The sequence below is a fragment of the Parafrankia irregularis genome (assembly GCF_001536285.1).
GTDB classification, from domain to species: Bacteria; Actinomycetota; Actinomycetes; order Frankiales; family Frankiaceae; genus Parafrankia; species Parafrankia irregularis.
The window spans coordinates 22588-48214 of sequence record NZ_FAOZ01000032.1 but is presented as its reverse complement, the minus strand read 5'-3'; the positions used below and the strand labels follow the sequence as shown (position 1 = coordinate 48214).

General features: G+C 70.1%; 27 protein-coding genes. 20 read left to right on the top strand and 7 right to left on the bottom strand.

All coding sequences use genetic code 11. The features are described 5' to 3' along the window. Positions 1-70 precede the first annotated feature (70 nt). Entirely contained in the window at positions 71-1276 is a 1206-nt protein-coding gene (locus tag AWX74_RS31565) for an acyl-CoA dehydrogenase family protein (RefSeq protein ID WP_207550460.1), read from the bottom strand. Between the two features lie 368 nt (positions 1277-1644). Here AWX74_RS31565 and AWX74_RS31560 point away from each other — a divergent pair, with 368 nt between their 5' ends. Beyond that, on the top strand, positions 1645-2124 hold the full coding sequence (locus tag AWX74_RS31560) for a hypothetical protein (protein WP_091284225.1): 480 nt from the start codon (positions 1645-1647) through the stop codon (positions 2122-2124). A 76-nt stretch (positions 2125-2200) separates the two neighbouring features. Here the strand turns inward: AWX74_RS31560 and idi are convergent, their stop codons facing one another. After that, positions 2201-2851 (bottom strand): isopentenyl-diphosphate Delta-isomerase, encoded by a 651-nt coding sequence (gene idi, locus AWX74_RS31555; protein ID WP_091284223.1) that lies wholly within the window; start codon positions 2849-2851, stop codon positions 2201-2203. A gap of 669 nt (positions 2852-3520) precedes the next feature. Here idi and AWX74_RS31550 point away from each other — a divergent pair. The 5 genes from AWX74_RS31550 to AWX74_RS31530 all read left to right on the top strand — a co-directional run bounded on the left by AWX74_RS31550 (position 3521) and on the right by AWX74_RS31530 (position 8264). Continuing rightward, on the top strand, positions 3521-4684 hold the full coding sequence (locus AWX74_RS31550; protein ID WP_091284221.1) for an alkaline phosphatase PhoX: 1164 nt from the start codon (positions 3521-3523) through the stop codon (positions 4682-4684). Between the two features lie 246 nt (positions 4685-4930). Then, the gene (locus AWX74_RS31545) at positions 4931-5803 is read left to right on the top strand and encodes a hypothetical protein (RefSeq protein WP_091284219.1); all 873 of its coding nucleotides are present in this window, start codon (positions 4931-4933) and stop codon (positions 5801-5803) included. Between the two features lie 171 nt (positions 5804-5974). Beyond that, complete coding sequence (locus AWX74_RS31540; protein WP_091284217.1) at positions 5975-6922, top strand: PfkB family carbohydrate kinase; 948 nt, start codon at positions 5975-5977, stop codon at positions 6920-6922. Next, complete coding sequence (gene surE / locus AWX74_RS31535) at positions 6897-7688, top strand: 5'/3'-nucleotidase SurE (RefSeq protein WP_091284214.1); 792 nt, start codon at positions 6897-6899, stop codon at positions 7686-7688. Before AWX74_RS31540 ends, surE begins: the two co-directional genes overlap by 26 nt. A gap of 75 nt (positions 7689-7763) precedes the next feature. Beyond that, on the top strand, positions 7764-8264 hold the full coding sequence (locus AWX74_RS31530; protein WP_091284212.1) for a hemerythrin domain-containing protein: 501 nt from the start codon (positions 7764-7766) through the stop codon (positions 8262-8264). A 34-nt stretch (positions 8265-8298) separates the two neighbouring features. On the opposite strand, the gene AWX74_RS31525 is transcribed toward AWX74_RS31530, so the two are convergent. Next, the gene (locus tag AWX74_RS31525) at positions 8299-9576 is read right to left on the bottom strand and encodes a PP2C family protein-serine/threonine phosphatase (RefSeq protein WP_311983904.1); all 1278 of its coding nucleotides are present in this window, start codon (positions 9574-9576) and stop codon (positions 8299-8301) included. 76 nt (positions 9577-9652) lie between these two features. Further along, complete coding sequence (locus tag AWX74_RS31520) at positions 9653-10630, bottom strand: TIGR03557 family F420-dependent LLM class oxidoreductase (protein WP_091284289.1); 978 nt, start codon at positions 10628-10630, stop codon at positions 9653-9655. A gap of 227 nt (positions 10631-10857) precedes the next feature. Here AWX74_RS31520 and AWX74_RS31515 point away from each other — a divergent pair, with 227 nt between their 5' ends. Beyond that, complete coding sequence (locus tag AWX74_RS31515) at positions 10858-11376, top strand: hypothetical protein (RefSeq protein WP_091284210.1); 519 nt, start codon at positions 10858-10860, stop codon at positions 11374-11376. 399 nt (positions 11377-11775) lie between these two features. On the opposite strand, the gene AWX74_RS31510 is transcribed toward AWX74_RS31515, so the two are convergent. Next, positions 11776-12195, bottom strand: coding sequence for a CBS domain-containing protein (locus AWX74_RS31510; protein WP_091284208.1), 420 nt, complete (start codon positions 12193-12195; stop codon positions 11776-11778). A gap of 243 nt (positions 12196-12438) precedes the next feature. Between AWX74_RS31510 and AWX74_RS31505 the strand changes: the two genes are divergently transcribed. After that, complete coding sequence (locus tag AWX74_RS31505; RefSeq protein ID WP_091284206.1) at positions 12439-14226, top strand: thiamine pyrophosphate-requiring protein; 1788 nt, start codon at positions 12439-12441, stop codon at positions 14224-14226. A 100-nt stretch (positions 14227-14326) separates the two neighbouring features. Here AWX74_RS31505 and AWX74_RS31500 read toward each other — a convergent pair whose 3' ends face one another. Continuing rightward, the gene (locus AWX74_RS31500; protein ID WP_091284204.1) at positions 14327-14767 is read right to left on the bottom strand and encodes a ChaB family protein; all 441 of its coding nucleotides are present in this window, start codon (positions 14765-14767) and stop codon (positions 14327-14329) included. A gap of 303 nt (positions 14768-15070) precedes the next feature. Between AWX74_RS31500 and AWX74_RS31495 the strand changes: the two genes are divergently transcribed. The 12 genes from AWX74_RS31495 to AWX74_RS31440 all read left to right on the top strand — a co-directional run bounded on the left by AWX74_RS31495 (position 15071) and on the right by AWX74_RS31440 (position 24988). Further along, on the top strand, positions 15071-16639 hold the full coding sequence (locus tag AWX74_RS31495; RefSeq protein ID WP_091284202.1) for a CYTH and CHAD domain-containing protein: 1569 nt from the start codon (positions 15071-15073) through the stop codon (positions 16637-16639). Between the two features lie 11 nt (positions 16640-16650). After that, complete coding sequence (gene gvpO, locus AWX74_RS42320) at positions 16651-17112, top strand: gas vesicle protein GvpO (protein ID WP_341271988.1); 462 nt, start codon at positions 16651-16653, stop codon at positions 17110-17112. 118 nt (positions 17113-17230) lie between these two features. Beyond that, positions 17231-17752, top strand: coding sequence for a gas vesicle protein GvpJ (gvpJ, locus tag AWX74_RS31485; protein WP_091284198.1), 522 nt, complete (start codon positions 17231-17233; stop codon positions 17750-17752). Next, a complete protein-coding gene (locus AWX74_RS31480) occupies positions 17733-19181 on the top strand; it encodes a GvpL/GvpF family gas vesicle protein (RefSeq protein WP_091284196.1) in 1449 nt (482 codons plus the stop codon). Before gvpJ ends, AWX74_RS31480 begins: the two co-directional genes overlap by 20 nt. After that, positions 19174-19572 (top strand): gas vesicle protein, encoded by a 399-nt coding sequence (locus AWX74_RS40940; RefSeq protein WP_091284193.1) that lies wholly within the window; start codon positions 19174-19176, stop codon positions 19570-19572. The genes AWX74_RS31480 and AWX74_RS40940 overlap by 8 nt, the downstream gene beginning before the upstream one ends. Beyond that, positions 19569-19958, top strand: coding sequence for a gas vesicle protein K (locus AWX74_RS31470; protein ID WP_091284191.1), 390 nt, complete (start codon positions 19569-19571; stop codon positions 19956-19958). The genes AWX74_RS40940 and AWX74_RS31470 overlap by 4 nt, the downstream gene beginning before the upstream one ends. Next, positions 19955-20389, top strand: coding sequence for a gas vesicle structural protein GvpA (locus tag AWX74_RS31465; protein WP_091284190.1), 435 nt, complete (start codon positions 19955-19957; stop codon positions 20387-20389). The genes AWX74_RS31470 and AWX74_RS31465 overlap by 4 nt, the downstream gene beginning before the upstream one ends. Before the next feature lie 3 nt (positions 20390-20392). Further along, entirely contained in the window at positions 20393-21292 is a 900-nt protein-coding gene (locus tag AWX74_RS31460) for a GvpL/GvpF family gas vesicle protein (protein ID WP_091284187.1), read from the top strand. Next, positions 21292-21918, top strand: a complete 627-nt coding sequence (locus AWX74_RS31455) for a hypothetical protein (RefSeq protein WP_091284185.1) — start codon at positions 21292-21294, stop codon at positions 21916-21918. Before AWX74_RS31460 ends, AWX74_RS31455 begins: the two co-directional genes overlap by 1 nt. Then, positions 21915-22937, top strand: a complete 1023-nt coding sequence (locus AWX74_RS31450; RefSeq protein WP_091284183.1) for an SRPBCC family protein — start codon at positions 21915-21917, stop codon at positions 22935-22937. Before AWX74_RS31455 ends, AWX74_RS31450 begins: the two co-directional genes overlap by 4 nt. An 81-nt stretch (positions 22938-23018) precedes the next feature. Further along, positions 23019-23813, top strand: coding sequence for a class I SAM-dependent methyltransferase (locus AWX74_RS31445; protein ID WP_226931017.1), 795 nt, complete (start codon positions 23019-23021; stop codon positions 23811-23813). A gap of 272 nt (positions 23814-24085) precedes the next feature. After that, entirely contained in the window at positions 24086-24988 is a 903-nt protein-coding gene (locus tag AWX74_RS31440) for an iron-containing redox enzyme family protein (protein WP_091284179.1), read from the top strand. Positions 24989-25070: 82 nt separating this feature from the next. On the opposite strand, the gene AWX74_RS31435 is transcribed toward AWX74_RS31440, so the two are convergent. Beyond that, complete coding sequence (locus AWX74_RS31435; RefSeq protein ID WP_091284177.1) at positions 25071-25607, bottom strand: DUF6328 family protein; 537 nt, start codon at positions 25605-25607, stop codon at positions 25071-25073. Between the last annotated feature and the right edge of the window lie 20 nt (positions 25608-25627).

The window sequence follows — 25627 nt, the reverse complement described above, 5'->3', positions numbered from 1 at the left end:
AGGGGTCGCCGAGGCGGCCGCGGCAGGCCGAGGGCGTCGCCGCCAGCGGGGGTGCCCGCGAGGGCTGAGGTCAGCGGGGGACGTCGCGCCAGGGCACGCCCTTGTCGACACGGACATCGCCAGGCAGGCCGAGCACCCGCTCACCCAGGATGTTGCGCAGGATCTGGGACGTTCCGCCCTCGATGGTGTTCGCGCGGGAGCGCAGGAACATCTGGGCGGCGTCACGCGGGCCGTCGCCGCCGAGCGGCAGGTCCGGACGTGTCATCCGGTACTCCGGGATGAGCGCGCCCGCGTTGCCCAGCAGGTCGAGCAGATAGGCCGCCGCCCGCTTGCTGTGCTCGGTGCCGGTCAGCTTCAGCACCGATCCTTCGGGCCCGGGGCGCCCGCGGGCGCCGCCCGCCGCGGCCCGGGCGGCGGTCAGCGCGTTGACGTTTGCCTCGATCCACAGACGCACCGCTTCGTCCCTGCGCACCGCGTTGCCGTCGCCCCGCTCGCTCGCCTCACGGTAGGCGGCCAGCAGGGCCGCCCCGGGCCCGGAGTCGCCGCGGCCGAGGGCGCCACCGAGCGAGACACGCTCGTTCATGAGGGTGCTGGTCGCGACCCGCCATCCGTCACCGACCGCGCCGAGCCGGTCCGCGTCCCGAACCTGGACCTCGGTGAAGAAGACCTCGTTGAACTCGGCCTCGCCGGTCATCTGCCGCAGCGGACGCACCTGGACGCCGGGCGCGGCCATGTCGACCACGAACGCGGTGAGCCCGGCGTGCTTCGGCACGCTCGGGTCGGTACGCGCGAGGAGCAGGCCACGGCGGGCGAGGTGGGCGAAGGACGTCCAGACCTTCTGCCCGTCGATGATCCAGTCGCCGCCGGCGCCGTCGCGTCGGGCCCGGGTGGCGAGGCCGGCGACGTCGGACCCGGCGGATGGCTCGCTGAACAGCTGGCTCCACACCTCTTCGCCGGTGAACAGCGGGCGCAGGTAGGCGGTGCGCTGCTGCGCCGTCCCGTGGGAGAGCAGGGTGGGCCCGGTCATCCCGATGCCGATGGGGTTGTACCGAAACGGGGCCGGGGCGCCGGCGGCGGCCAGCCGTGCCTCGACGAGCGGCTGTAGTGCCGGATCGGCGTCGCGGCCACCGTCGTCGCGGCCTACCCAGACCCATGCGAGGCCGGCGTCGAACCGGGCACCGAGGAACGTGCGCGGGTCCGTGGCCGCCGGTGGATGTGCGGCCAGGAGATCATCGACGATGCTGGTCAGGCCCTGCGCTGTCATGGTCTGGGACACCGCGCGCTCCTCTCCGCCAGCCCGGAACCTAACCGGTCCGCCGCAGAGCGGCAATCAGTGCCAACCGGGCCGTGGTCTCGGCGTTGCCCGCCGTCATCTGCCGTGCGGCCGCAGGGACACCCGGAAAACACGAAGAGGAACTCGTGACGCTGTGACGCTGATCGCCAGCTGAGCCGGCGCCTGGCGGCGGAATGCTCCCGCCGCCAGGATGGCGCTGATCCTCAGCCGGTGCCCTTTGTTACCAAACGATCGTCAAATCATCACTCTGAGTGCTGGCGCTTGGTCGCGCAAAAGCCCGTCCGGGAGACCTGAACGACCTGGGTCCCCGGACGGGCGACGCCGTGCGCGGCGGAGGTGGGGAGCTACGGATGAGCGGGTCTGGCGGGAGACTGCGGTCATCGGCCCGGGCGCGCCTGGTGCGGATCGGGTCGACCGCGGTGGCCGGCGTGCTCACGGTCGGTGCGCTGGCCGGCTGTGCCAGCGGGAGCCCGTCTCCCGCGTCCGCGCCCGGGCGCGGCACGTCCGCGGTGCCGCACAGCAGGCCTCTTCCCGCCGCGGCGGTGCCGAGTTACGACCCGAAGAAGGGCGCTCGCACGGATGTCGTCGCAGGCAGCTGTGACCGCGACAACGGTGCCTGGCCTTTCGGCGGCCTGGTGAGGAACCAGGGCAGTCAGCCGCGTGCCTACCGGATCGTCGTTGATTTCGTGACCGACGACAGCACCGTTGTCGACACGAAGGTCGTCGAGGTGCCGGACGTGCCGGCGGGTGCATCCACCGACTGGTCGGTCGCCGGTGCCGCGGATGGGGAGGACCTGCGGTGCGTCATCCGCAACGTCCAGTTCGACTGAGCCTGATCCGACGCCGGTCGGGGTCGGGTTGACCATGGCACCCGACCCCGACCCCGACCCAGACCGATGTCCGTCGTCAGCTGGCGAGGCTTGCGGTGTTCTGGCGGGCGGCCGGGGGCAGCTCCTCGTCGGGAGCGGACGGCCAGTTCCGCGGTGAGGGGCCCAGCGCGCGGAGCTGCTCGACCTGAAGCCGCGCCCAGGGCGAGATCGCGAGTGCCCCGCTCATAACGTCCTCGACGAAGTTCGACCAGGGGAACCAGAATGCCTCGGCCACTTCTTCGGGGTTGATCTGGAAAGGTCCGGAAGTGCGGGTGAAGAACACCGGGCAGATTTCGTTCTCAACCGTTCCGTCGTCCATCACGCAGCGGTAGCGGAACTTCGGCAGCGCCAGGTCGATGCGCCCCACCCGCAGGCCGAGCTCCTGCACGAGCCGACGTGTGATGGCCTCGCGGAAATCCTCGCCGGGGGCGGGGTGCCCACAACAGGTGTTGGTGAGGACTCCCGGCCAGGTGGTCTTCTCCAGCGCTCGCCGCGTGACGAGAAGACGGTCGAGGTCGTCGAACACGTAGGAGGAGAACGCGAGGTGCAGCGGAGTCTGCGGCCCGTGGACGGTGGCTTTTGGGGTGGTACCGATGATGTCGCCGGACGGGCTGAGCAGGATGACGAGTTCCGGCGCCTTTACTGCCGCCCCGCCCGACCTGTGTGAGTCACGTGGACGAGAAATCATGTCCTGGGAACCAGGATGATTCGCGGTAGCCATGGGGGCATGTTATCCAGGTCATGCTGTGAGGGCGCGTGATTTTCCGCACCGACGTCGGGTGAGGGTTCGCGCCAATTATGGTTCCGGTGGCGGTCCGGCTGCCGTGCGCCAGCGTTTCGCCGCCGGGTGCGGCGGCCTCATTCCGCGGGGCTCGTGCCGACCTGTCCCGAATCGCCTTCCGCTGCGGTGCCCGGGTTGTTGCCGACCGAGACGTCGAACTCGCGCTGGTGACCGCACCTGCACCCACGGCGACTCGTCGGCCTTCCGGAGCTGTGTTCCGGCGGCGGTGCGGCACCCGGCTGCCGCCGACGAGCGCCAGTGCGCGCCGGCGCGTCCCGGTGGCCTGTCCTTCCCCTCCGTGGCCCTGGTGCCAGCTGGGAAGGGGGGTGTCGGGTGGAAGACAGTCGGTCGCCGGCACGGTTTCGCGGCTCGCGCCGGCGCCCCGACCCCACCTCGGTCGCGTGGAGTAGGTGAACTCGGTGTGTGCTGGTGATTAGCGTGATGTTTCAACGGATTTTCGTTGGGGGCGCCGAATGTTCACCAGACGGTGGCTGGTGGCGTGATTGCGGGGTGACTATCGTCCCTCGGGCGGCCCGGAGTTCGTGAACAATCGCTGCCCAAAATCCAGGAGGATCGATGGTCGACCGGCGGTCATTCATACGTTCCGCATTTGTCGGTGCGGGCGTTATGGCCTTCTCCGGAACTGCTCTGGAGGTCGCCATGGCGGCCCCCGCGCAGCCCGGAACGAGCCCTTACGGGGCTCTGCTCGCGGCGGATGCCAATGGTGTTCTGCTGCCGTCCGGATTCACCAGCAGAATTATCGCGAGGTCCGGCCAGACGGTGTCCGGGACGAGCTACACCTGGCACAACGCTCCGGACGGCGGGGCCTGCTACACGAATGGCACCGGCTGGATGTACGTGTCGAACTCGGAGGTCGGCAGCAGCTCCGGCGGCGCCTCGGTACTGCGCTTCAACTCGTCCGGGACCGTCACCTCGGCCCAGCGCATCCTTTCCGGCACGAGCAGCAACTGTGCCGGTGGCGCCACCCCGTGGGGCACCTGGCTGTCCTGCGAGGAGACCTCCACCGGGCGGGTGTGGGAGACCTACCCGGCGACCGGCGCCACCGCTGTCGCCCGGCCGGCCATGGGCCGCTTCGCCCACGAGGCCGCGGCCTGCGACCCCGTCCGTCAGGTGATCTACCTGACGGAAGACAACTCGAACGGCTGCTTCTACCGGTTCCGGCCGACGACCTGGGGCAACCTGTCGAGCGGAACCCTGGAGGTGCTGTGCGCCGGGTCCGGCACCTCGGGCACCGCGACCTGGCAGACCGTCCCCGACCCGGACGGCTCGCCGACCGCGACCCGCAACCAGGTCTCCGCGGCGAAGCACTTCAACGGCGGCGAGGGCGTCCACTACGCGAACGACACCGTGTGGTGGACCACCAAGGGTGACAACCGGGTCTGGAAGCTGAACTGCGCCACCAACGCGTTCGAGCTGACCTACGACGACTCGCTGGTGACCAGCGGCACCGCGCCGCTGACCGGCGTGGACAACATCACCGGTTCCAGCTACGGCGACCTGTACGTCGCCGAGGACGGCGGCAACCTGGAGATCTGCATCATCACGCCGACCGAGGTCGTGGCGCCGATCCTGCGCCTGTCCGGCCACGGCTCGTCGGAGATCACCGGGCCGGCGTTCTCCCCGGACGGCACCCGGCTCTACTTCTCCTCCCAGCGCGGCACCACCGGATCGTCCTCCGGCGGCATCACCTTCGAGGTGACCGGGCCGTTCCGGACCTGAGCCCCGTGATCTGACCCCGTGATCTGACCCCGTGATCTGACCCCGTGATCTGACGATGGTGCCGTGCCACGCCGGCCGCGCGGCACCGTCGTCCCCGGTGTTCTCCGATCTCGCCGGGACGGATCAGGGGTCCCGGTGATGCCATCTTTCGTGTCCTGATGTGTCGAAAACGTGACAAATTCATCTGCGGAAGGTGACCGGAAATAGCCTCTCAGTGCCCGTACTGCGCATAGAGGGGTTCCAACGGTGCGACGCCACACCTTCCTGCTCGTCCTGCTTCCGGTTCTCGCCACCGGCCTCGTCGCGTGCGGCTCCGACGAACCGCGGCTGACACCCGACGCCTACCAGGGCGTTCTGACGGATCTGGACAAGTCGCTCGATCCCGCCTTCGACGGCGTCGGGGCGGCGCTGACGCCCGAGGACCTGTCGACCGCGCTCACCGCCACCGCCACGAGCCTCACCAGCCAGGCCGACAAGCTCGCGCAGGTGCGCCCACCGGAGACCGTCGACGCCGCCCATGGGAAGTTGCGCCAGGCGCTCGACGAACTGGCCGGAGACCTCACCTCGCTGTCCCAGGACGCGCAGGACAAGAAACTGTGCACGGGTGGTTCCGGGCTGCCGAGGGCGGCCAGCGCCGACGGCGCCAACCAGGTGCGCCAGGCGGCGCAGGAGCTGACCACCGCCGACTCGGGCCGGAGCTTCACGGTCGGCGCGTTCCTTCCCGTCGGCACGCCGGACCAGACCCGTCGTCCCGCGAACGGCAGCCTGCCCGGCGGGCGCGGCGGCGGCGGCGGGGAGCTGACCGTCAACGCCTCGTCCGACGCGGACGCGGTGGTGAAGCTGACCCAGGGCACCGAGGTCATCCGCAACGTGTATGTCCAGGCGGGCGGCTCGACGACCGCCGACGGTATCCCCGACGGGACCTACGAGGTCTTCTACACGGTCGGGACCGACTGGGACGACGCGAACGCCCGCTTCACCCGCGACTGCGACTTCAGCAAGTTCGACGAGACGCTCTCGTACGACCAGTACACGAGCTACGAGCTGACTCTCTACGGGGTCATCAGCGGCAACGCGTCGACGAGCTCCGTCGACCCCGGGGCGTTCCCCGGCAGCTGACCCGCGGCCGCGGCCACGTTCGCCGACCTTCCGTCTTTCAGGCGGAAGGTCGGCGGTGCGACCCCGGTTGGCCCTTCGGCGAGCGGGCAGCCTCAGGGGGTGACGGGGTTCGTCGTGGAGTGTTCGCGACCGGGGAGTACCCCTGCCGGGCGGCCGCGGTCGGCTTGCGCCATGGTTTTCGCCCCGTCACCGCTGCTGACGGTGACGATCGAGGCGCGCCCGGACGACGCGAGTGACATCCATGTGCATGCCGGTGGGCAAGGTGTGTGGATCGCGCATCTTCTGGCGATCATGGATGTCGAGGCCCGGCTGTGCGCGCCGTTTGGAGGGGAGACGGGTGCGGTGCTCACGACGCTGGTCAGGCGCAGCGGCATCGTCGTCCGGCCGGTCACGGTGAGCGGGGAGAACGGAGGCTATGTGCATGACCGGCGCGCCGGGCGGCGGGAGGTCGTGGCTACCACGTCCGCGCCGTCGCTGACCCGTCACGAACTCGACGAGCTGTACAACACGGCGCTGGTCGAAGGGCTTGACGCCGGCGTGGCGGTTCTCGGCGGCCCGGACAACGAGGAGATCCTGCCCGCAGATACCTATCGGAGGCTCGCGGCGGACCTGCGGGGCGGGGGCGCCCGGGTGGTGGCTGACCTGTCGGGAGACTGCCTGCTGGCGGCATTGGCCGGCGGAGTCACCGTGCTCAAGGTCAGTCATGATGATCTGATCCGCGATGGGCATGCCGGCTCCGACGAGCCGGAGGAACTGCGGGCGGTCATGACGGAGCTGGCTCGGTCCGGCGCGGAGGTCGTGATCGTGTCGCGGGCGGAACAGCCGGCGCTGGTGCTGGTCGGCGACCGGGAAGTCGAGATCCGCACGCCTCGGTTCACGATGCTCGACCATCGCGGCGCGGGTGATTCCATGACGGCCGGTATGGCGGCGGCGCTGGCCCACGGCGCTGACCTGGACCGGGCGCTGCGGCTCGGCGCCGCGGCCGGTGCGCTGAACACCACCCGGCACGGCCTCGCCACCGGCGAACGGGACCTGATCGAACGCCTGGCCACACGGGTGGATGTCCGCCCGGTGAACGGGGGACCGCGCGCTGATGCACGCACTGATCACGAACGATGACGGGGTCGACAGCCGTGGTCTGCGCGTCCTCGTACAGGCCGCCCTCTTCCACGGATTGGAGGTGACCGTGGTGGCGCCGGACGGCGAGCGCAGCGGGAGCAGTGCGTCGCTGTCCGCCCTGGAGTCGGACGGGCGCCTCCTCGTCACCGAGCGCGCGCTCGACGATGTGGCCGCAGCCGCAGGCCTCGACCACCTCGCAGACGCGGTGGCTCTTGCCGCCGACGCATCCCCGGCGCTGATTGTCTTCGTCGGCGTCCGCGGTGCGTTCGGGCCGGCTCCCGACGTCGTGCTGTCCGGAATCAACCACGGGCCGAACGCCGGGCAGGCCGTACTGCACTCCGGCACGGTCGGCGCGGGTCTCACCGCCGTCACCCACGGACTGCCGGCGATGGCGATCTCGTGCGTCGCGACGGAGCCCTCTCACTGGGAGTCCTCGGCGATGGTCGCCGGCCGTGCCATCAGCTGGCTGGTGGCGTACGAGGGACCACCGTTTCTGCTCAACGTCAATGTGCCCGACCTGCCGCCCGAGCGGCTGCTTGGGCTGCGGCCCGCGAGCCTGGCCACTTTCGGCGCGGTGCAGGCTCGAATCGGCGAGCGGGGACGCGGCTATGTCACCACGACGTTCAGTGAAGTCTCGGAAGACGCTGGCCCATGCAGCGACGTTGAGCTGCTCCGCCAGGGCTGGGCAACGGTCACGGCCCTCGCCGCGCCGACGGCGTCGGGTGCCGTGGATCTCGCGGGGCTCGCGGGCGACGCTGATGCCTGACGTGTCGCGCGACGTTGCCAAGGGCCTGGGAACGGCTGTGCGGAGCTCGTTTCGTCAAGATCTGGAGGAGATGAAATGTCGACCGACGCCATCGTGCTCCTGAAGGAAGATCACAAGGCGATCAAAGCTGCGTTCAAGCGTTTCCAGGAAGCGGGGAAGAACGCTCACGCTACGAAGGGCAGGCTTGTCGATAAGATCATCGAACTGCTCACGGTGCATACCTACATCGAGAACGAGGTCATGTATCCGGAGGTGTGTGGTCTGCTGCCGACGCTGGAGGGCGACATCCTTGAATCGTACGAGGAGCATCACGTCGCGGACCTCCTTGCCGCGGAGCTGGCCGCGCTCTCGCCGGAGGCGGAGCGTTTCGATCCCAAGACTGCGGTTCTGATCGAGAGCGTGACCCGTCACATCGACGAGGAAGAGCGGGAGTTGTTTCCCCGGGTTCGTGAGGCACTCGGCCGCAAGCAGTTGTCCGAGATCGGGGAACGGCTGCTGGAAGCGAAGGCGAAGGCTCCGGACAGCCCGGCCCAACCGAGCGCCCTCAAGAAGACTGTCGACGCCGTCATCAAGTAGTAGCCCTGCCGCTCCGCCACCGCCGGTGGTGGCGTCACCGTTCGGGGCTGGAGGCGCGGTTGGGGTCGGCTCCGCTGGAGACCCGGCGCTGTCGTCCGCTGCGTTGGTGCCAGTCCAGGCACATGACTGTCGCGTCGTCCTGGAGGTCGCCGTCGCAGGCGTCGAGAACGAGCCTGGCGAGGTGCTGGACGAGTTCCCGCGGGTGCAGGTGGCTGTTCGCCGCGAGCTGTGCGGGCAGGTCGATCCGGGCGGCGTTGCGGTCGACCATTCCGTCGGTGACGAGAAGCAGGCGGTCGCCTGCGCGCAGTTGTAGGTGATGGACGGCGTAGGCGGTTTCCGGGAACATTCCGAACGCGGGCTCCGGCGGCCAGCCGATCTCCTCGACCATGCCATCCCGCAGGAGGTAGAAGGGGATGTGGCCGGCGTTGACAGCACGCAACGCGCCGGTGGGCAGGTCGATGTGGAACAGCAGGCCGGTGACGAACTGCTCCGGGTTGGAGTGTTCGACCATCAGGGCGTTCACGTGGTCGGCCGTGGCCGCCAGATCCCGTGGGCCCGGTGCTCGGCGGACGTTGCGCAGACCGTTGACCGTCACGGTGGCCAGGAGGGCGGCAGCCAGCCCATGACCCATCGCATCCGTCAGCGACAGGTACAGGTCGCCTGGTCCGAAGGAGTAGTCGAAGGTGTCCCCCGCGACGGAGGCCGATGGCTCCAGCCAGCCGGCGATCGTGGCCTGCGCGCTTTCACAGGTGAACGAGTCCGGCAGCAGCCTGCGCTGGATCTCGGCCGCGAGTTCGAGGGGTACCGAACGTCGTCCCCATTCGAACAGGTCGGTGTAGCGGCGGTTGAGGACGACCGTGTAGGCGAACAGATGTGCGGCGTGGGAGATCTCGGTCGTCAGGTGGTCGAGATCCGCGGTGGTGCTTCCGACGGGTGCCGCGCCGGCGCCGTGTTCGGCCGCGGGCGCGGGGAAAACGACCTCGATCACCCCGATCGCCTCGCCACGAGCGGTGACCGGCGCGACGATGAGGAGCCGATCACCGTCGAGGTCCGAGGACGGGCGCTGGGTGCGCAGTACCCGCCCTTGCAGGGTGCCGCGTATGCGCACCTTCTCCATGACCATCGCACCGTCGCGGGCCCTGGAGAACCTGGCGAGGACGTCGCTTGAGTAATCAGCGATCAGGAACGCCGCGCCGAGGGCTCCGAGGTCCTCCTGGAGCCGCGTCGTGAGTACGTCCGCGGCGTCGGCCGGCGCCGCCCGCTCCATCGCGGTCAGCAGCGCCACCGCGTCAAAGACCCCACGCTCACTCACTGCATTCAGCGTAGGCGGGGGGAGTCACGTCGGACCACAGCGGGATCGCCTCTCCTCGAATCCATGTGCCGCCCGCTCAGGCGGAGACCAGTGGGGCCGCCCGGGAGCGGAGCGGTTCGGCCAGTTCAGTGCGGAAGAACGCCAGGAAGGCGTCCGGGTCGGGCCCGGCGTTGAGCAGCGCGAGCCGGTCGAAGCCGGCATCGATGAACTGGCCCGCGACCGCGAGGTGGCGGTCGGGGTCCGGGCCGCAGGCGAACCGATCCGTCACGTCGTGTTCGGTGACGGTCGTCGTGGCGGCGGCGAAGTTCACCGGGTTGGGCAGTTCGCTCATCACCTTCCAGCCAGTGAGCGCCCACCGGGTCGTCTCCAGCACGCCCCGGGCCGCTGTGGCCTCGTCCGAGGCGTAGGCCAGTGGCACCTCGGCGTAGCGCGGTCCCGCTCCTCCGGCGGCGACGTAGGCCTCGACGATCGTCGCCTTGGGCTCGGTCGCGAACAGCGCGTCGCCGCATTCGGCGGCCAGCCGGGCGGACGGACTGCCGCTCGCGGCGACAGCGATCTCCGGCGGAGTGTCGGGCAGGTCGAAGACTCGGGCGTCCTCCAGCTGCAGGTAACGGCCGTCGTACGACTGGTAGCCGCCACTCCACAACAGGCGGATGATCTCGATCGCCTCACGCAGCATGGCGTGCCGCTGCGCGACCGCCGGATACTCCCGGCCCACGACGTGCTCGTTGAGTCGCTCGCCGGAGCCGAGGCCGAGGGTGAAGCGGCCGTCGGAGAGCAGGGCCACCGTGGCGGCCGCCTGGGCGATCACGGCCGGGTGGTAGCGGATCGTCGGGCAGGTGACGCCGGTGGCGAGCCCTACGCGCTCGGTGCGCTCCGCGATCGCGCCGAGCATCGACCAGGTGAAGGCGGAATGCCCCTGTACGTCGAGCCAGGGATGGAAATGGTCGCTGAGTTCGACGAAGTCGAAGCCCGCCTCCTCGGCTGCCACGGCCTGTCGGACAATCTCTCGCGGCCCGAAGGCCTCCGTCATGAGCTTGTAGCCGATTCGCATCGCCACTCCCTGCCCGTTCCGCGCTCGTTCGCGCCGTCAGGCGGTCCGCCGGTTTCCTTCCCGCCGATAGCCTGCCCGGTCGGCATGCGCGAAACCGGGCCGAGACCACGCCGGAGGGATTTGGTCCCACCTCGCCACCGGCTCTGGGCGGATGAGGACCCGGTGCGGTACGGCGGATGAAAAGGCTCCGGCGGCTTGGGAGGGCGGCCAGCGGGCAACCCGGGGGCATGGGTCATGTGACCAACGAATCGGATCCGCGACTGTTGGGCACCTATCTCAATGATCACCTCGCTGGTGCCGGCGCTGGCGTCGATCTCGCGCATCGGCTGGCGCGGGTGCATCAGGGCACTCCCGCCGGTCCCGCGCTGGCACGCACGGCGGCCGCGGTCGAGAAGGATCGGGCGACCCTGCTACAGATCATGGGGACGCTCGGAGTGTCGCGACGGGGCCACAAGGAGCTGGCCGGGCGTGTCGCGGAGAAGGTGGGCCGGCTCAAGCTGAACAACCGGCTGCTGCGGCGCTCGCCGATGAGTTCGGTGATCGAGCTGGAAACACTGTGGCTCGGCGTGAACGGCAAGTCACGACTGTGGCGGACGTTGCGGGCGGTCGCGAACCGCGACGAGAGGCTGAGCCCCGAACTCCTCGATCATCTCCTCGATCGCGCCCGGGAGCAGGCCGACGAGTTGGAGGATCTTCGCGGGCACGCCGTCGACGAGGTGTTCAATGCACAGGTTCACCGCGTCTGACGGCCCTCCGCCTTGCTACGAGGACTCGCGGGCTGCGTCCTCCTCCGACAGACTCTGTCCGATTCCGAGTAGTAGCAGCATCTGTTCGACCAGGTCTGCCCGGCCGGCTCCGTCTCGGTGATCCGCCGGATTCCCGGAATCCAGCCAGAAACTCTCTTTTCCCGGGTTGCCCTGTTGCATTTCTCTACCGTATTCCGTGCCGGGTCGACGATCGCCACAGTGAACAGGTCCGGCGGGTCGGGCCAGGACGTGGCCCGTTGTGCCCCGACGGCTGGAGGAGAACCGCTCGTTCCCGCAGGATCCGTCCGCTCCCGCAGTGGGCGGGGGCGGACGATCCGGTCTCCTCCGTGCGTCCTGCGGTCAGCGGTCCTGCGGTCAGCGGTTGCCGATCAGCGGCGGTCAGCGGTTGCTGGGCATAGCGCTGACCTGCCCGAGCACGGACTCCTCGTCGCGGGTGATCGCGAGGTCGCCGAGGCTGATGATGCCGACGGGCTGCGTGCCTTCCACCACGGGCAGTCGCCGGACCGCGCGCAGCCGCATCAGCTCGGCGGCGTCGTCGATCGAGGTGTCCGGGGTGACTGTCTCCAGCTCCGCGCTGCAGGCTTCGTGAACCTTCGCGGTGGACGTGTCCCTGCTCTCCGCGACGATTCTGATCACGATGTCGCGATCGGTCAGTATGCCGACGAGCTCACCGTCGTCAACGACGAGGACGTCGCCGGCCTCGGTCTCCCGCATCGTCCGTGCGGCCTCGGCGAGGGTCTCGTCCGGCCGGACGGTTGCCGGCGCTCGGGTCATCACCTCTGCCACGGTGGTAGCCATTCCGATCTCCTCTCCTCCACGCGATTTATCCGGTCTGCCCGGCTTGACATCCGGGGTCCTGCCCGGCCTGCCGGAGACGAACCGCGATAGCGCCCTGTCGGCGGATGCGTTTTGGTACCCGTCCTCCGGGGACGGCCGTCGGAGGCGGGCGGTACCCGCTGGCAGCGCGTCTGTGTCGGTGCGCGCCCACATGCCGGAACAAGAGGCGCGCCCGTATACCGGAACAAGAGAGGACATCCTTCAATGAGCCAGACCGTTGGAGACCACGTCCTCGCTCGTCTGTGCGAGTGGGGTGTCGAGCAGGTGTTCGGATATCCGGGTGATGGCATCAACGGATTGCTGGCGGCGTGGGGCCGGGCCGGGAACCGGCCGCGTTTCGTGCAGGCGCGGCATGAGGAGATGGCGGCGTTCGCGGCGGTCGGGTACGCGAAGTTCTCGGGGCGTGTGGGGGTTTGCGCCGCGACGTCCGGGCCGGGGGCGATTCACCTTCTCAACGGGCTGTACGACGCGAAGCTCGACCACGTTCCGGTGGTCGCGATCGTCGGCCAGACCGACCGCTCGGCGATGGGTGGCTCCTACCAGCAGGAGGTGGATCTGCTCAGTCTGTTCAAGGACGTCGCCAGCGACTACGTGCAGATGGTGACCGTCCCGGAGCAGCTGCCGAATGTGCTGGACCGCGCTTTTCGCGTTGCGCTCGCCGAGCGTGCGCCGACCTGCGTGATCATTCCGGCGGATGTTCAGGAGCTGGCCTATTCGGGACCGTCGCACGAGTTCAGGATGGTTCCGTCCAGCCTGGGTGTCCGCTGGCCGGAGGTGTCCCCGGATGACAACGGGGTGCGTGCCGCGGCGGAGGTTCTCAACGCCGGGCAGCGGGTCGCGATGCTGGTGGGGCAGGGCGCCCGGGGTGCGCGGGCGGAGGTGGTGGACGTCGCCGACCTGCTGGGGGCGGGGGTGGCGAAGGCGCTGCTGGGCAAGGATGTGCTTGCGGACGACCTGCCGTTCGTCACCGGGGCGATCGGCCTGTTGGGGACCCGGCCGAGCTATGAGCTGATGCGGGACTGCGACACGCTGCTCACGGTGGGGTCGAACTTCCCGTACACGCAGTTTCTCCCCGAGCTGGACCAGGCCCGGGCGGTGCAGATCGATGTGGACGCGAAGTACATCGGGATGCGGTATCCGTACGAGGTGAATCTGGTCGGTGACGCGGCGGCGACCCTGCGCGCGCTGATTCCACTGCTGCGGCGGAAGGAGGACCGCGGCTGGCGGGAGACGGTGGAGGGCAACGTCGCCCGCTGGTGGGAGACCGTGGAGCGGGAGGCGTTCGTCGAGGGAAAGCCGATCAATCCGATGCGGTTGTTCTGGGAGGCCTCGTCGCGGCTGCCGCACAACGCGATCCTCGCCGCGGACTCCGGTTCGGCGGCGAACTGGTACGCGCGTGACCTGCGGTTCCGCGGGGAGATGCGGGGATCACTGTCGGGCACGCTGGCGACGATGGGCCCGGGTGTGCCCTATGGCATCGGGGCGAAGTACGCGCATCCCGACCGGCCGGTCATCGTCTTCGAGGGTGACGGGGCGATGCAGATGAACGGGATGGCGGAACTGCTCACCGTCGCCCGCTACTGGCAGGAGTGGGCGGACCCGCGCCTGGTGATCGCGGTGCTGCACAACAACGACCTGAACCAGGTGACCTGGGAGATGCGGGCGATGCAGGGCGCGCCGAAGTTCCCCCAGTCCCAGATGTTGCCCGAGGTGTCCTACGCGGACTTCGCCCGGTCGATCGGCCTGGACGGGATCGCCGTCGACGAGCCGGGGCAGATCGGCAGCGCCTGGGACCGGGCGCTGGCGGCCCGGCGGCCGACCGTGCTGGACGTCCGCACCGATCCCGACTTCCCGCCGATCCCCCCGCACGCCACGTTCGACCAGGCGCGGGACGCCGCCGCGGCCCTGCTCAAGGGTGACGAGAACCGCTGGGGTGTGCTGTCCGCCGGGCTGCGGACCAAGGCCCAGGAGCTCCTGACCCGGCGAGGCTGATCCCAGACGAAACCAGCGGAACCGCCGGAACCGCCGGAACCAGCGGAACCGATGGATGGACCGACCGGACCGGGCCAGCGGCGAGGTGGGGGCTGAGGCGTCACGAACTGCGGTGACGGGCCGCTGCGGTGGCTCGCCGGTTCTCCTTCCTGATGGCCGCGATGAGGTCCGCCTTCCGCATCGTCGAACGACCTGATATTCCAAGGTCTCTCGCGATGCCGCGCAGATGTGCGACGGAGGCGTTGGCGTCGACGCCTTCCGCCGTCGGAGACGGATGACGCAGCGCCTGTCCGGTCGGCTTTGCCGCCTGCTCGTCCGAGGGGCCGGCAGCCGCCTTCGGCTGCCAGTGGTCGCCGGTCTTCTCATGGGTGTGCTTGAGGGAGGCGAATGCCGCTCGGTGCGCACGCTCTCCCTCCCCGTATGTCTCCACGGCCGAATCGTGGGTCTTCTTCCAGGTGCGCACGGCTTTGTCATCCGAACGGGCCACCGTCGACGGGACCTCGGAGCGAGCCTGTTGCGCCTGGCGCTTCTTGTTGGTCATGACGTACCGATCTCCTCTCGCCCGACTCGTTAATCCGGGAGGAGAGCTGAAGTCAGGGATCCGGGCGGAGGGCTGAAGCCAGGCCAGCCCGGCCGTGTCCGGGCGGCCTCATCGACGACCGGAAGCAGGATGCCCGACCTGTCGGCCGCTGAGCACGTCGCGCAGGGGACGCGTACCCGTGCCCAGGCCCGGCACACGCTCCGTGTACTTCGGCATAAACGCAGGAGTGTGGTGCTCGGTGGGTTACCGCGATCGGAGCGGGTACGTCCGAAACGAACCGGAGCGACGGATATGGAGGGCGTTATGCCTGCACCGACATCTCGGCATCGGGAGGTCGAGGCCAAGTTCGACGTCGACCTGACGTTCGTCGTTCCGCCGCTGACCGGTCACGCCGGGATCGCCTCGGTCGGCCCGGTGAGCGAGGCGCGTCTCGACGCCGTCTACTACGACACCGACGATCTCCGTTTGGCCCGCCATCGCATCACGCTGCGCCGCAGGCAGGGCGGCCGGGACGCGGGATGGCATCTCAAGCTGCCGCTTTCCGGTGCCGCCCGGGACGAGATCCGCCGTCCCCTCGACGTGGTCGAACGGGATCCCTCCAGCGAGGGCACCGTTCCGGGCGAGTTCGCCGATATCGTCGCCGCCACCACCCGGGGCCGGCCGCTGGGGCCCGTCGCGCGGGTACAGACCCTCCGTCGCGCGACGACGCTGCGTTCCCCCGACGGACAGGACCTGGTGGAACTCGCCGACGACGAGGTCCACGCCCAGACGCTCGGCTCGGCGACGACGGTGTCCCGCTGGCGCGAGATCGAGATCGAGGCGCTCGGCGACGATCCCCGCGTTCTGCCGGCGGCCGGCGCGGCCCTGCGTGGTGCCGGGGCACAGCCTGCCGCCGGGCCCTCCAAGCTCGCCCGGGCGCTCGGATCGCAGGTGCCCCGGCCGGAACTCCCCGAGCTCGGCGAACCATCCAGCCGGGGCGTCGACGCCGAAGAGAACGCGGGTGAGATCGTCCGCGGCTATCTGGCGACCCACACCCGAGCCCTGCTCGCCGCCGACGCCCGCGTGCGCCTCGGTGACCCGGAGTCCGTACACGACCTGCGAGTCGCCGCCCGCCGCCTGCGCAGCTGCCTGCGCACGTTCCGACGGCTGTTCGACCCGACCCCCACATTCGCGCTGCAGGACAGGCTGCGAGAGCTCAACCTGCTGCTCAACCCTGCCCGCGACGGCGAGGTCCAGCTGGATCGGTTCACCACCGCGATCGAGGCACTCGACGACCGCGACCTGCTGGGCCCCGTCGCCGCCCGGGTTCAGGGCCACCTGCGCTCGCAGCACCTGCGTGGCCGTGAACAGGCCCTCGCCTGGATGCGCGACGCCCAGTATCTGACTTTCCTCGACGATCTGATCACTTTCGTCGCGGAGCCACCATATTCCCCGCATGCGTACCGTCCAGCCGCGCGGGCCCTGCGCGGGCCTATCCGCAAAGCCGACCGCAAGGTGCGTCGCCGGGTCGACCGGGCCCTGCGCACCCCCGCCGGCGCCGGTCAGGACGTCGCCCTGCACGCCGCGCGGAAGGCCGCGAAGCAACTGCGCTACGCCGCCGAGACCGCCACACCGGTCTACGGGAAACACGCCGAAAAGCACGCCGGGCGGGCCAAGAAGATCCAGAACAGCCTGGGTGAGCACCAGGACTGCGTGATCGCCCAAGGCGTCCTGCGCGAGTTCGCGATCGCCGCCAACCAGGCCGGCGAATCCTCGTTCGCCTACGGCCTCCTCCTCGGCGGTGAACGGGAACGGGCCCACCTGACCAGGGACGCCTTCACCGCACGCTGGCCCGAACTCGCTCGCCGGCGCCACCGCCGCTGGCTGCGCTGAGCGCACGGGACATGCATGAGCGTTCCTGTGCGCTCGCGGTCGCAGGATCATCGCGCCGCGAATCACGCGTTTGCGCCGACATCGAGTGGGCAGGGGAACGCACGCAAGGTGTTTCGGGTCGGCTCCCCTCCACGGACCCGGGAGGGGTCGACAGACCTCATGTAGGAGACATGCCAGCCGACGATTCGGCGGACGGGCGACGGGCATCGCGGATGGCCGCGGACAGCGGGCTCGCCACTGTCGCAAGTCGTTGCCTTGAGGAGTTCGGAATGCTGGTGGGTCAGACTCCCGAGCGGGTCACCGGGGCACGCAGGACGGACTCCGGGTGGTCGTTCCTGGTCGATCTGACCGAGCTGGAGCGCATTCCGTCGACTACCAGCGTGATCGCCACCTACCGACTCGACGTTGACGACAGAGGCTGCCTGATGGGCTACGAGCGGCTGCGCAGGTTCGTGCGCGGCGCCACCGACTAGCCGCCCTAGCCGCCGACTGGCCATCGACCAGCCGCCGAACGGCCGCCGCGGTGCGGTCCAGGCCGGATGTTGTGTTCGTTTGACCCGGGGTCATGTGACCCTCGGAAGATCGTGAGTCATGACGATAGATCGCGCTCCCCTCGCCGGCCCCTCGCGGCTGCGAACGCTGAGCGGGCGGCACTCGGACTCTCTTGCTGACGTGCTGGAGAGGGTGCTCGACAAGGGAGTCGTCATCGTCGGTGACGTGGTCATCAGTGTTCTCGACGTGGAGCTCCTCACGCTCAAGCTGCGCCTTTTCATCGCATCAGCAGATACCGCCCGCGAGATGGGCCTGGACTGGTGGACCACCGACCCGTTCTACAGCAGCGAGGCACGGTCGCTGCAGCAGGAGCAGGAGCGAGAACTGCGCGAGGAGACCGTACGGGCGCTGCACGCGGAGAACGATGAACTGCGCTCCAGGCTCGCCCGGTTGGAGGGCTCGGCCGGCCAGGCTCTACCCCACCGGGAACCGGAGGCGGTCGAGTCCTCGACGCGGCCGCTCGCCGGGCGCCGGGCGGCGGCGGTCCGCCGTGACGAGTCGCGGCCGTTCTGGGAGGAGGACGCGGGAAGGAGGCCTGACCGTGGACGCGGCGGACGCTGATCTCGGCGTCTTCGACGAGCTGGCGGCCCGGCTCGCGCCCGGCGTGCTGGCCGACGCCGTAGCCGAGGCCCGTGAGGTCGCGCGGGCGCAGCTCGCGCAGCTCCTGGCCCAGGAGATCACCAGAGTCGCCTGCGAGCGAACGGCCGCAGGCGCGCCATCCGCTGCGGCAGCCGCGCCCTCGTCTCCCGCGGGCCCGCCCTCGTCCGGGGCGTCCCGAGCATCGGTGTCCTCCCCTGCCCGGCCGGAGTCCCGCGGCGACCGCCTCGCGACCGACGACCACGTCGCGACCGACGACCACGTCGCGACCGACGACCGCCTCGCGACCAGCGACCACCTCGCCGCGCCTCAGGATGGCACTCAGCCTGGCGGCCGCGACGAACCCAGGGCCGGCGGTCGCGACGACCGGCCAGCGGGGAGCGAGCGGAATCGGGCGCTGTACGCCTATGGGATCGTCCCTGCCGGTACCGATGTCGATGACCTGCCAGGCCTCGCCGCGGACACCGGTGCCCATGCCGTCACGCGTGGCGGGGTCTCACTCGTGGTCTCGGCCATCGACCCGGCGCTGCTGAGCGACATCGAGGAAGACCTTTCCGAGACGGGACGTCTCGCCGCCCTGGCGCGCGGCCATGACCAGGTTCTGCGGGAGCTGCAGGACCGCGCCGCGGTGCTGCCCCTCCGGTTCGGGACCGTCCTCGCCGGCGAGCGTGAGGCCATGGGCGTCCTCGACGATCCCGAGGACGAGCTGACCGGCGCGCTCGACACGCTGCGCGGCGCGCGCGAGTGGGGCTTCCGGATCGACGCCGAGTGCCCGACCGCACCTGACGCAACCGGTCTCGCCGCGGACGAGTCGGTCCCGACCCCGACCGGGCAAACCGACGCAGCGGAACCGGCCGGAGCGGGATCGAGCGGGGGCGGCGAAAGCACCACCAGCCCGGGCTCGGGTACCGCATACCTGACGGCCCGCCGAGACGAGATGCGCGAGGAAGAACGACAGCGCGAGGAGATATCCCGCCTCGTGGACCGGACGCGCCGGGAACTGCTCGCGCACGCGCGTGACGTCGCCCGCCGCCCGAGCCGACCGGGCCGGATCCTCGACTGCGCCTACCTCGTCGACCGCGACGAGGAGGAGGAGTTCCTCGACACGGCCGAGCGGCTGGCCCCGTCCCTGTCGGAGGTCGGCTACGCCGCCGTGGTGACAGGGCCTTGGCCGCCCTACTCCTTCGTCCATCTGACCCTCGGCGGGGATGGGACGTCCGGCGCCGGCGCCGGACTCGGGCCGGGAGCTGGACTCGGGCCGGGCGCCGCGCCGGGCCCGACGGCGGCTCCCGGCCCGAGCCCGGGAGCGAGGCGGTCCGACCGGTTCGCCGTCCCGCACGGTGGGTGGCCCGATGACGGTGCACTGCACGAACCAGGTGAAGAGCGTGACTGATCAGCGATTCGTCCCGACACCGCGGCCCCGCGGTGGTGACGCCGGTACCCGGCGACGGCCACGGGGCCGGGTGGAAGGGCTGCCCGGAACGGGAGAGCCAGGGCTGGAAGGGCTCCCGCGGCTGGAAGAACTGCCGCGGCACCCGCAGGGGCCTGCCCGCCGCTCGGCGCGCGGAACCGCCTCGGCGCCCTCGCGCCGCCCGGGGCGCACCGCGCGGACCTCGGCGCAGCCGCTCGCGGACCTGTTGGACAGGCTTGTCGACACCGGCGCGGTCGTCAGCGGCGACGTGGTCGTCGCACTCGCCGGGGTGGACCTCCTCCGGGTTGATCTCCGCCTGCTTCTGGTCGGCGTCCAGACCGCGCTCGAAGGAGCCGGTGAGGTCCGGCCATGACGACCGCCGGGCACCGTGACGGCCCGCGCCTGCGACTCGACGCGGACCCGGAGGACGTCGGGCGCGGGCTCGGTCAGCTCGTGGTCGTCGTCCTGGAGCTGCTCCGGGAGGTCCTGGAGCGGCAGGCCATCCGCCGGATGGAAGGCGGCGGGCTGACCGCCACGCAGATCGACGATCTCGGCCGTGCACTGTTGGAGATCCGCGCCAGCCTGGTGCAGGTACGGGAGTCGCTGGGCCTGTCGGCCGAGGAGGCGCAGACCGCCGTGGCGCAGGCTGGCCGGCTGCTCGCCGCGGACGACGACTGGCCCGGCCCGCGGGCCGCGGCCGATCCCAGGGCGAATTTCCGGGGCGCTGGTCCCCGGGAGAAGGCGAGGACAGTGCCATGACCGTCGCCAGCTATCCCATGGGACGGGCGCCCAGGCCCAGCGGCCTGGCCGACGTCCTCGACGTGGTGCTCGACAAGGGCATCGTCATCGACGCCTACGTACGTGTCGCACTGGTCGGCATCGAGATCCTCACGATCGACGCGCGCATCGTGATCGCCAGCGTCGACACGTACCTCCGGTTCGCCGAAGCCGTGAACCGGCTGGACATGCAGCCGCAGGAGCAGGTGGCGGGGCTGCCGGGACTCATGAAGGAGGTGACCGACGGCACGTCCCGCAACAAGGTCAAAGGAGCCCTGGGCGGGCTCAAGGACACCGCCGAGGACGTCGCCGAGGTACTGCGCGGGTCGCCGTCCCACTCCGACGCCGACGCGCGGGACATACCCGCCGGGCGATCCGCTCCGGCGGAGCGGCGAGGTGGCCGGGGAGGCTGAGCCATGCCTGTCGTGCTCTACGGAATAGTCCGGGCGGACCATCCGCTGCCGGCCCAGGAGCGGGACGCGGGCCCCGGCCCCGCCCTCGGCATCGGGCACCCGGCGGCGTCGCTTCGCCTGGTGCGCTCGGGGCCGCTCGCCGCGGTCGTCAGCGAGACGACGGACCTCGGCGAGCTGGGCGAACACGAAGCCATAAGACATCTGGAGATCCTCCAGCGGCTGCTCGCCGATGGCCCGGTGCTCCCGGTGCGGCTGGGAACGGTCGCCCCGGACGACGAATCGGTCCGCACCGAGGTCCTCGAACCTGTCCAGGACGGCCTGCCCGAGCAACTGGACGCGATCGACGGCCTGGTCGAGCTGTATCTCGACATAGAGGAGGAGGAGCAGGTCGAACTCGCGGAAGCGGTGGCCGGGACCCCGCTGGCGTACGCTCCGCCTCCAGATGATCTGGACGCCCGCATCCAGCTCGGCCAGCAGATCGCGGACCTCGTCGTCGCCCGCCGGACCGCACAGGCGGAGGAGATCCTGGACGACCTGCGTCCGCTGGCACGCGCGGACCGGCCTCGGCGGCATCACGGCGGCCCGGAGGACCCCGCCCTCAGCTGGGCGTTTCTCGTGCCTGCTGACAGGCTGCCCGATTTCGACGCTGCCGTGGAGCGCGTCCGGGCGGCCCGTCCGTCCCTGAAGGTCGACTACGTCGGACCGCTGCCCGCGGTCGACTTCGTCGACTTCCCGGCCCGCGTCCTCACGACAGCGCCCGCCGCGGACACCACCGGCGACGCCTTCGGCGGTTCGGGCCGATGGGGCTGGGGCGGGGAAGGCGAACAGCGGAACACCCGCGAGCCCGCCGACCGCGCGGGTAGCGGCGGCACGCGCGACGACCGGGAGCGAAAGGAGCCCTGATGAGCAACGTCAAATGCGCCCTGGCACTGATGGGAGGGTATGTCCTTGGCCGGACGAAGAAGGCCAAGGCCGCCATCAGCCTGGGCATGTGGCTTTCCGGCCGCAACTACCACGCGAAGGACATCCTGCGCGACCAGGTCGGCCGACTCACGCGCTCCACCGACGGCGAGCAGTTGATCAATCAGCTCAAGGGCCCGGCTACCGAAGCCGGTCGGCGTGCCGCGGTCGCTGTGTACGAGTCCCAGATCAACCGGCTTTCCGACACGCTGGCGCAGCGAACCGAGCGGCTGACAGCCGCACTGGGCGGCTCGGAGAAGCTCGCCCGCGACGAGGGCGAGGCGGTGCGCGGCGCCGTGGAGGACGTCGCCACCTCGGTGGTGCCGGGCACCGGCCAGAACGGCGACAGCGGTTCGCCGCGCCGCGGCGACGAAACGAGCACGACCGGCCAGCACGAGGAGGGCCAGCACGAGGAGGGCCAGCACGAGGCAGGCCAGGATCGTGGCGCCGGCGACGGCCACGACGCCGCCGACCGCAGGGTTCCCGACAGGTCTGGCGGGCGGCGCAGGGATGCCCTCCGTGGCCCGCGCGAGCGGACGCAGGCATCGACCGGTGGAGGTTCGCGATGACGCGGCCGACGGAGCAATCGAAAGGGCTGACCGGAGTTCTCCTGAACAACCCGGCGACCAGAAGGCTCGCCGACCAGGTGCAGGACCTTGCGAAGGCGGGCGGCAGCCGGCTGGCCGGCAGTATCGGCGAACGTCTCTCCTCCGGCACGGACAAGCTCAATGACCTGGGTGACTCCGGCGGGCAGACCTCGTCGCTCATAGACGGCGCGAGACGCCTGGCCGAGGGCCAGTCTCCACTCAGGGCGGCCGCCGGGTCGGTCATGTCGAACGTCAAGGACAAGGTGAAGGGGGCTCTCGGCGCGGCCAAGGGCGGCGCCGGCGGAAAAGGCGGCCCACCCAAGGCGACGAACATCGAGGAGTCGGTGGACATCGGTGTCCCGGTGTCCGTGGCCTTCGACCAGTGGACCCAGTATGCCGAATTCGCCAAGTTCATGAAGGGTGTCGAGGCGGTCGAAGCCAAGAGCGAGACCGAGCAGAACTGGCGTGTCAAGGTCTTCAAGTCCCGTCGCAGCTGGCAGGCGAAGGTCACCGAACAGGTTCCCGACCGCCGGATCGTCTGGACCTCCGAAGGAGCGAAAGGCTCCGTCAAGGGCGCGGTCACCTTCCACCCGCTCGCCGACGACCTGACCCGTGTGCTGCTGGCCATGGAGTACTACCCCAGCGGCTTCATGGAGAAGACCGGAAACATCTGGCGCGCGGGCGGGCGGCGAGCACGACTGGATCTGAAGCACTTCCGCCGCTTCATCACGCTCCGCGGAGAGGCCACCGGTTCCTGGCGGGGTGAGATCCGCGACGGTGAAGTCGTGCGCTCCCCGGACGACGAATCCGACGAGAGTGGCGAGAACACGCGGGACCTGGAAGACGCACAGGCCACCCATGACGAGAACGATCAGGTGCCGGCGACGTCCCGCGGCCAGGGTGGCAGTCCGGAATCCAGTGACCAGAACTCGGAGCCCGACGAGCGGGCCGATGCCGAGGAGGACGAGCGGGCCGGTGCCGAGGAGCCGGTCCGCGCCTGACCGAGAGATGAAGGCCGGGTGTTACCGCCCGCGTTCCCGGGCAGGTCCGCGGTACGGATGCGCGCCGTGGCGAGTGCGCCCATGAGGGGGGCAGGCATGTTCTACGACCCGGTCGAGTCGACTTTCTATGCCTGGTGCGTCGAACGTCTGCTGACGTCATCGTCGGCGGCTCCGTACCTGCGCGACGGTGTCGTCGAACTCGGGGCCGGGTCGGGCCTGCCGATCGTCGAGGCGTTGCGGCGCTGCGAGGTGCCGGTTCAGGTCCGAGGTTTCGAGCGCGACCCGGAATCATTCCGGATGGCCAGCCGGCTGGTGGCGCTGAAAGCGCCGCCCGGCTACTCCGTCGAGCCAGGTGACTTCTTCGACCAGGGCCTCGACGGCCCGGAGCGGGTCGCGATCGCCAACCCGCCATACCTGGCCGCCCCTACGGGTGACACGTCCGCCCCCGAGCTGTGGGGTGGGGAAAGCGGTGCGGAGGTGACGCGTCGGCTGCTGTCCGGACCGTTTGACGTCCTCATGCTCATGATGGCCTCGATCGCGGACCCCCTCGGAGTGATCGACCACGCCGCGTGCTCGGGCTATCTCGTCGCCGACTGGTGCGCCCGGCCGATCCCCTTCGGCCGCCACAGCCGTGAGCCGGTGGTCCACCGGCGGCTCCGGGAGTTGCACGCCGAGGGTCGCGCCTTCAGCTCCGAGGCCGGCTACCTCCTGGCCGGAGTCACCTTGCTACGTGCCGGTCGGCGGGGGAGGCTGACCAGCGTGGGCCGGGAATCCGGCCCGGATGGCTTTGCCCCGGACGCAAACACCCTCGACCCGAACGCGGACGTCCTGCGCGGGGTCATGGCCGCCGGGGCGAGCGTGCGGAGGGGCCCGTGACCTCCTCTGCCGCCAGCCCCTCGGGGGCGGGGACCGCCCGCGGTTGGGCAGTCGATGGCGCCGCCGCGGCCAGCATCCAGGAAGCCCCGCCAGATAGCGCATATGGAACCGTGCCCCGGCCGGAAGATCTACAGCCCGGCCGGCTGCCGCGCCCCCGAGGGCCGCTCAGCGCCTTTGTCACGGGCACTCTTCGGCAGCCGGCGCGAGCAGGCGCGAACCTCGGTCCGGTTCCACGGGCCGGCGACGACCTCCTCTATGGCGAGGACGGTGCGTTGGCCCTCTACTGTCTTTACGAGCTGCACTACCGCGGTTTCGCCGGGGTCGACGAGCGCTGGGAATGGTCGCCCGCACTGCTCACGCTGCGCCACGAGCTGGAGGACGAGCTGGAATCCCGGATCCGCCAGGAAGCGGCGACGGTTCCCTCGCCAGAGTGCGACAGCCAGGACGCCGATTCCATTCCCGCGGCGCTTCGGGAAATCATCACGGCGCCGTCCGGGCCTTCATTGTCGCGTTACCTCGCCGACGCCGGCACCCTTGACGAGTTCCGGGAGTTCGCCATCCACCGTTCGCCTCTCCAGCTCAAGGAAGCGGACCCACATTCCTGGGCCATTCCTCGGCTGACCGGGCCGGCAAAGGCTGCTCTGGTCGAGATCCAGGCCGACGAGTACGGCAACGGCGCCACCCGAGACATTCACCAGATCCTTTTCGGCCTGACGATGCGCGGGCTCGGCCTGAACGCCCGCTACGGCGCCTATCTCGACCGCGTGCCCGGACCGACTCTCGCCTCGGTGAACCTTGCGTCCTACTTCGGCCTGCACCGCCGGTGGCGCGGCGCGCTCGTCGGACACCTCGCCGTTTTCGAGATGACCTCTGTCGAGCCGATGGAGGCCTACGACGCGGCCCTGCGCAGGCACGGCCTCCCGGCTGGAACGCGACACTTCTTCGTGGTCCATGTCGTGGCCGACGCACATCATCAGACCGTCGCCTCGCAGGAGCTGGCGGCTGGCCTGGTGCGCGCTGAGCCGGCGCTCGGCGCCGACGTGCTTTTCGGTGCCCGCGCCATCATGGCGATCGAGGGCCGGTGCGCCGAACAGATCCTCACCGCGTGGCGGCACGGGCGTTCCTCCCTGGTTCCGCCCGCAGACCGCGAGCCGGCGGATCAGTCGGTCCGGTAGGCGACATCGCCGGTCGGCGGTCGCCGTAAAGGACGCACCCGTCGGAGAACACCTCCGGGAGGACGACGGGCACCGGCTTCGATCAGTCGCCCTCAGCCGGGACGGACTGCACGGCGACGGGCACCACAACCCACAGCGCGATGAACAGCACCAGTGTGATCACTCCGGCAGTGACGCCGGCGGTAACACCCTTCGTCACGTCGAAGATGAGAACTGCCACGCCGGCCACGGCCACCGCGAACACGCCGAGGCCAGCCTGTGCCAGCCGGTTCGCGATCATGACCAGCTTCTCCTTCTCCCGCTTGCGGAACATCGCCCGGTGCAGGCTGACCGGCGTCACCAACAGCCCGGTAGCCACGACGGCCAGCGCCACAACAGCCAGATAAAACCATTCCTGGCCGTCGCTCAAAATGGCGAACCTGCTCTGGAACGGCAGCGCGAGCAGAAACGCCGCCAGTAGTTGCACCCCGGTCTGGGCGACTCGTATCTCCTGCAGAATCTCTGCCCAGTTTCGATTACGCCGGGCCTGAGCGGACTCGCCGGCCGCTCGGCCTCCGAATTCCTCGTCCACGCTTTCCGTACGCTCGTTCGCGGTGCCCGGCCGTGCGATCTCGCTCATGATCTACCGCTTACCCCGCA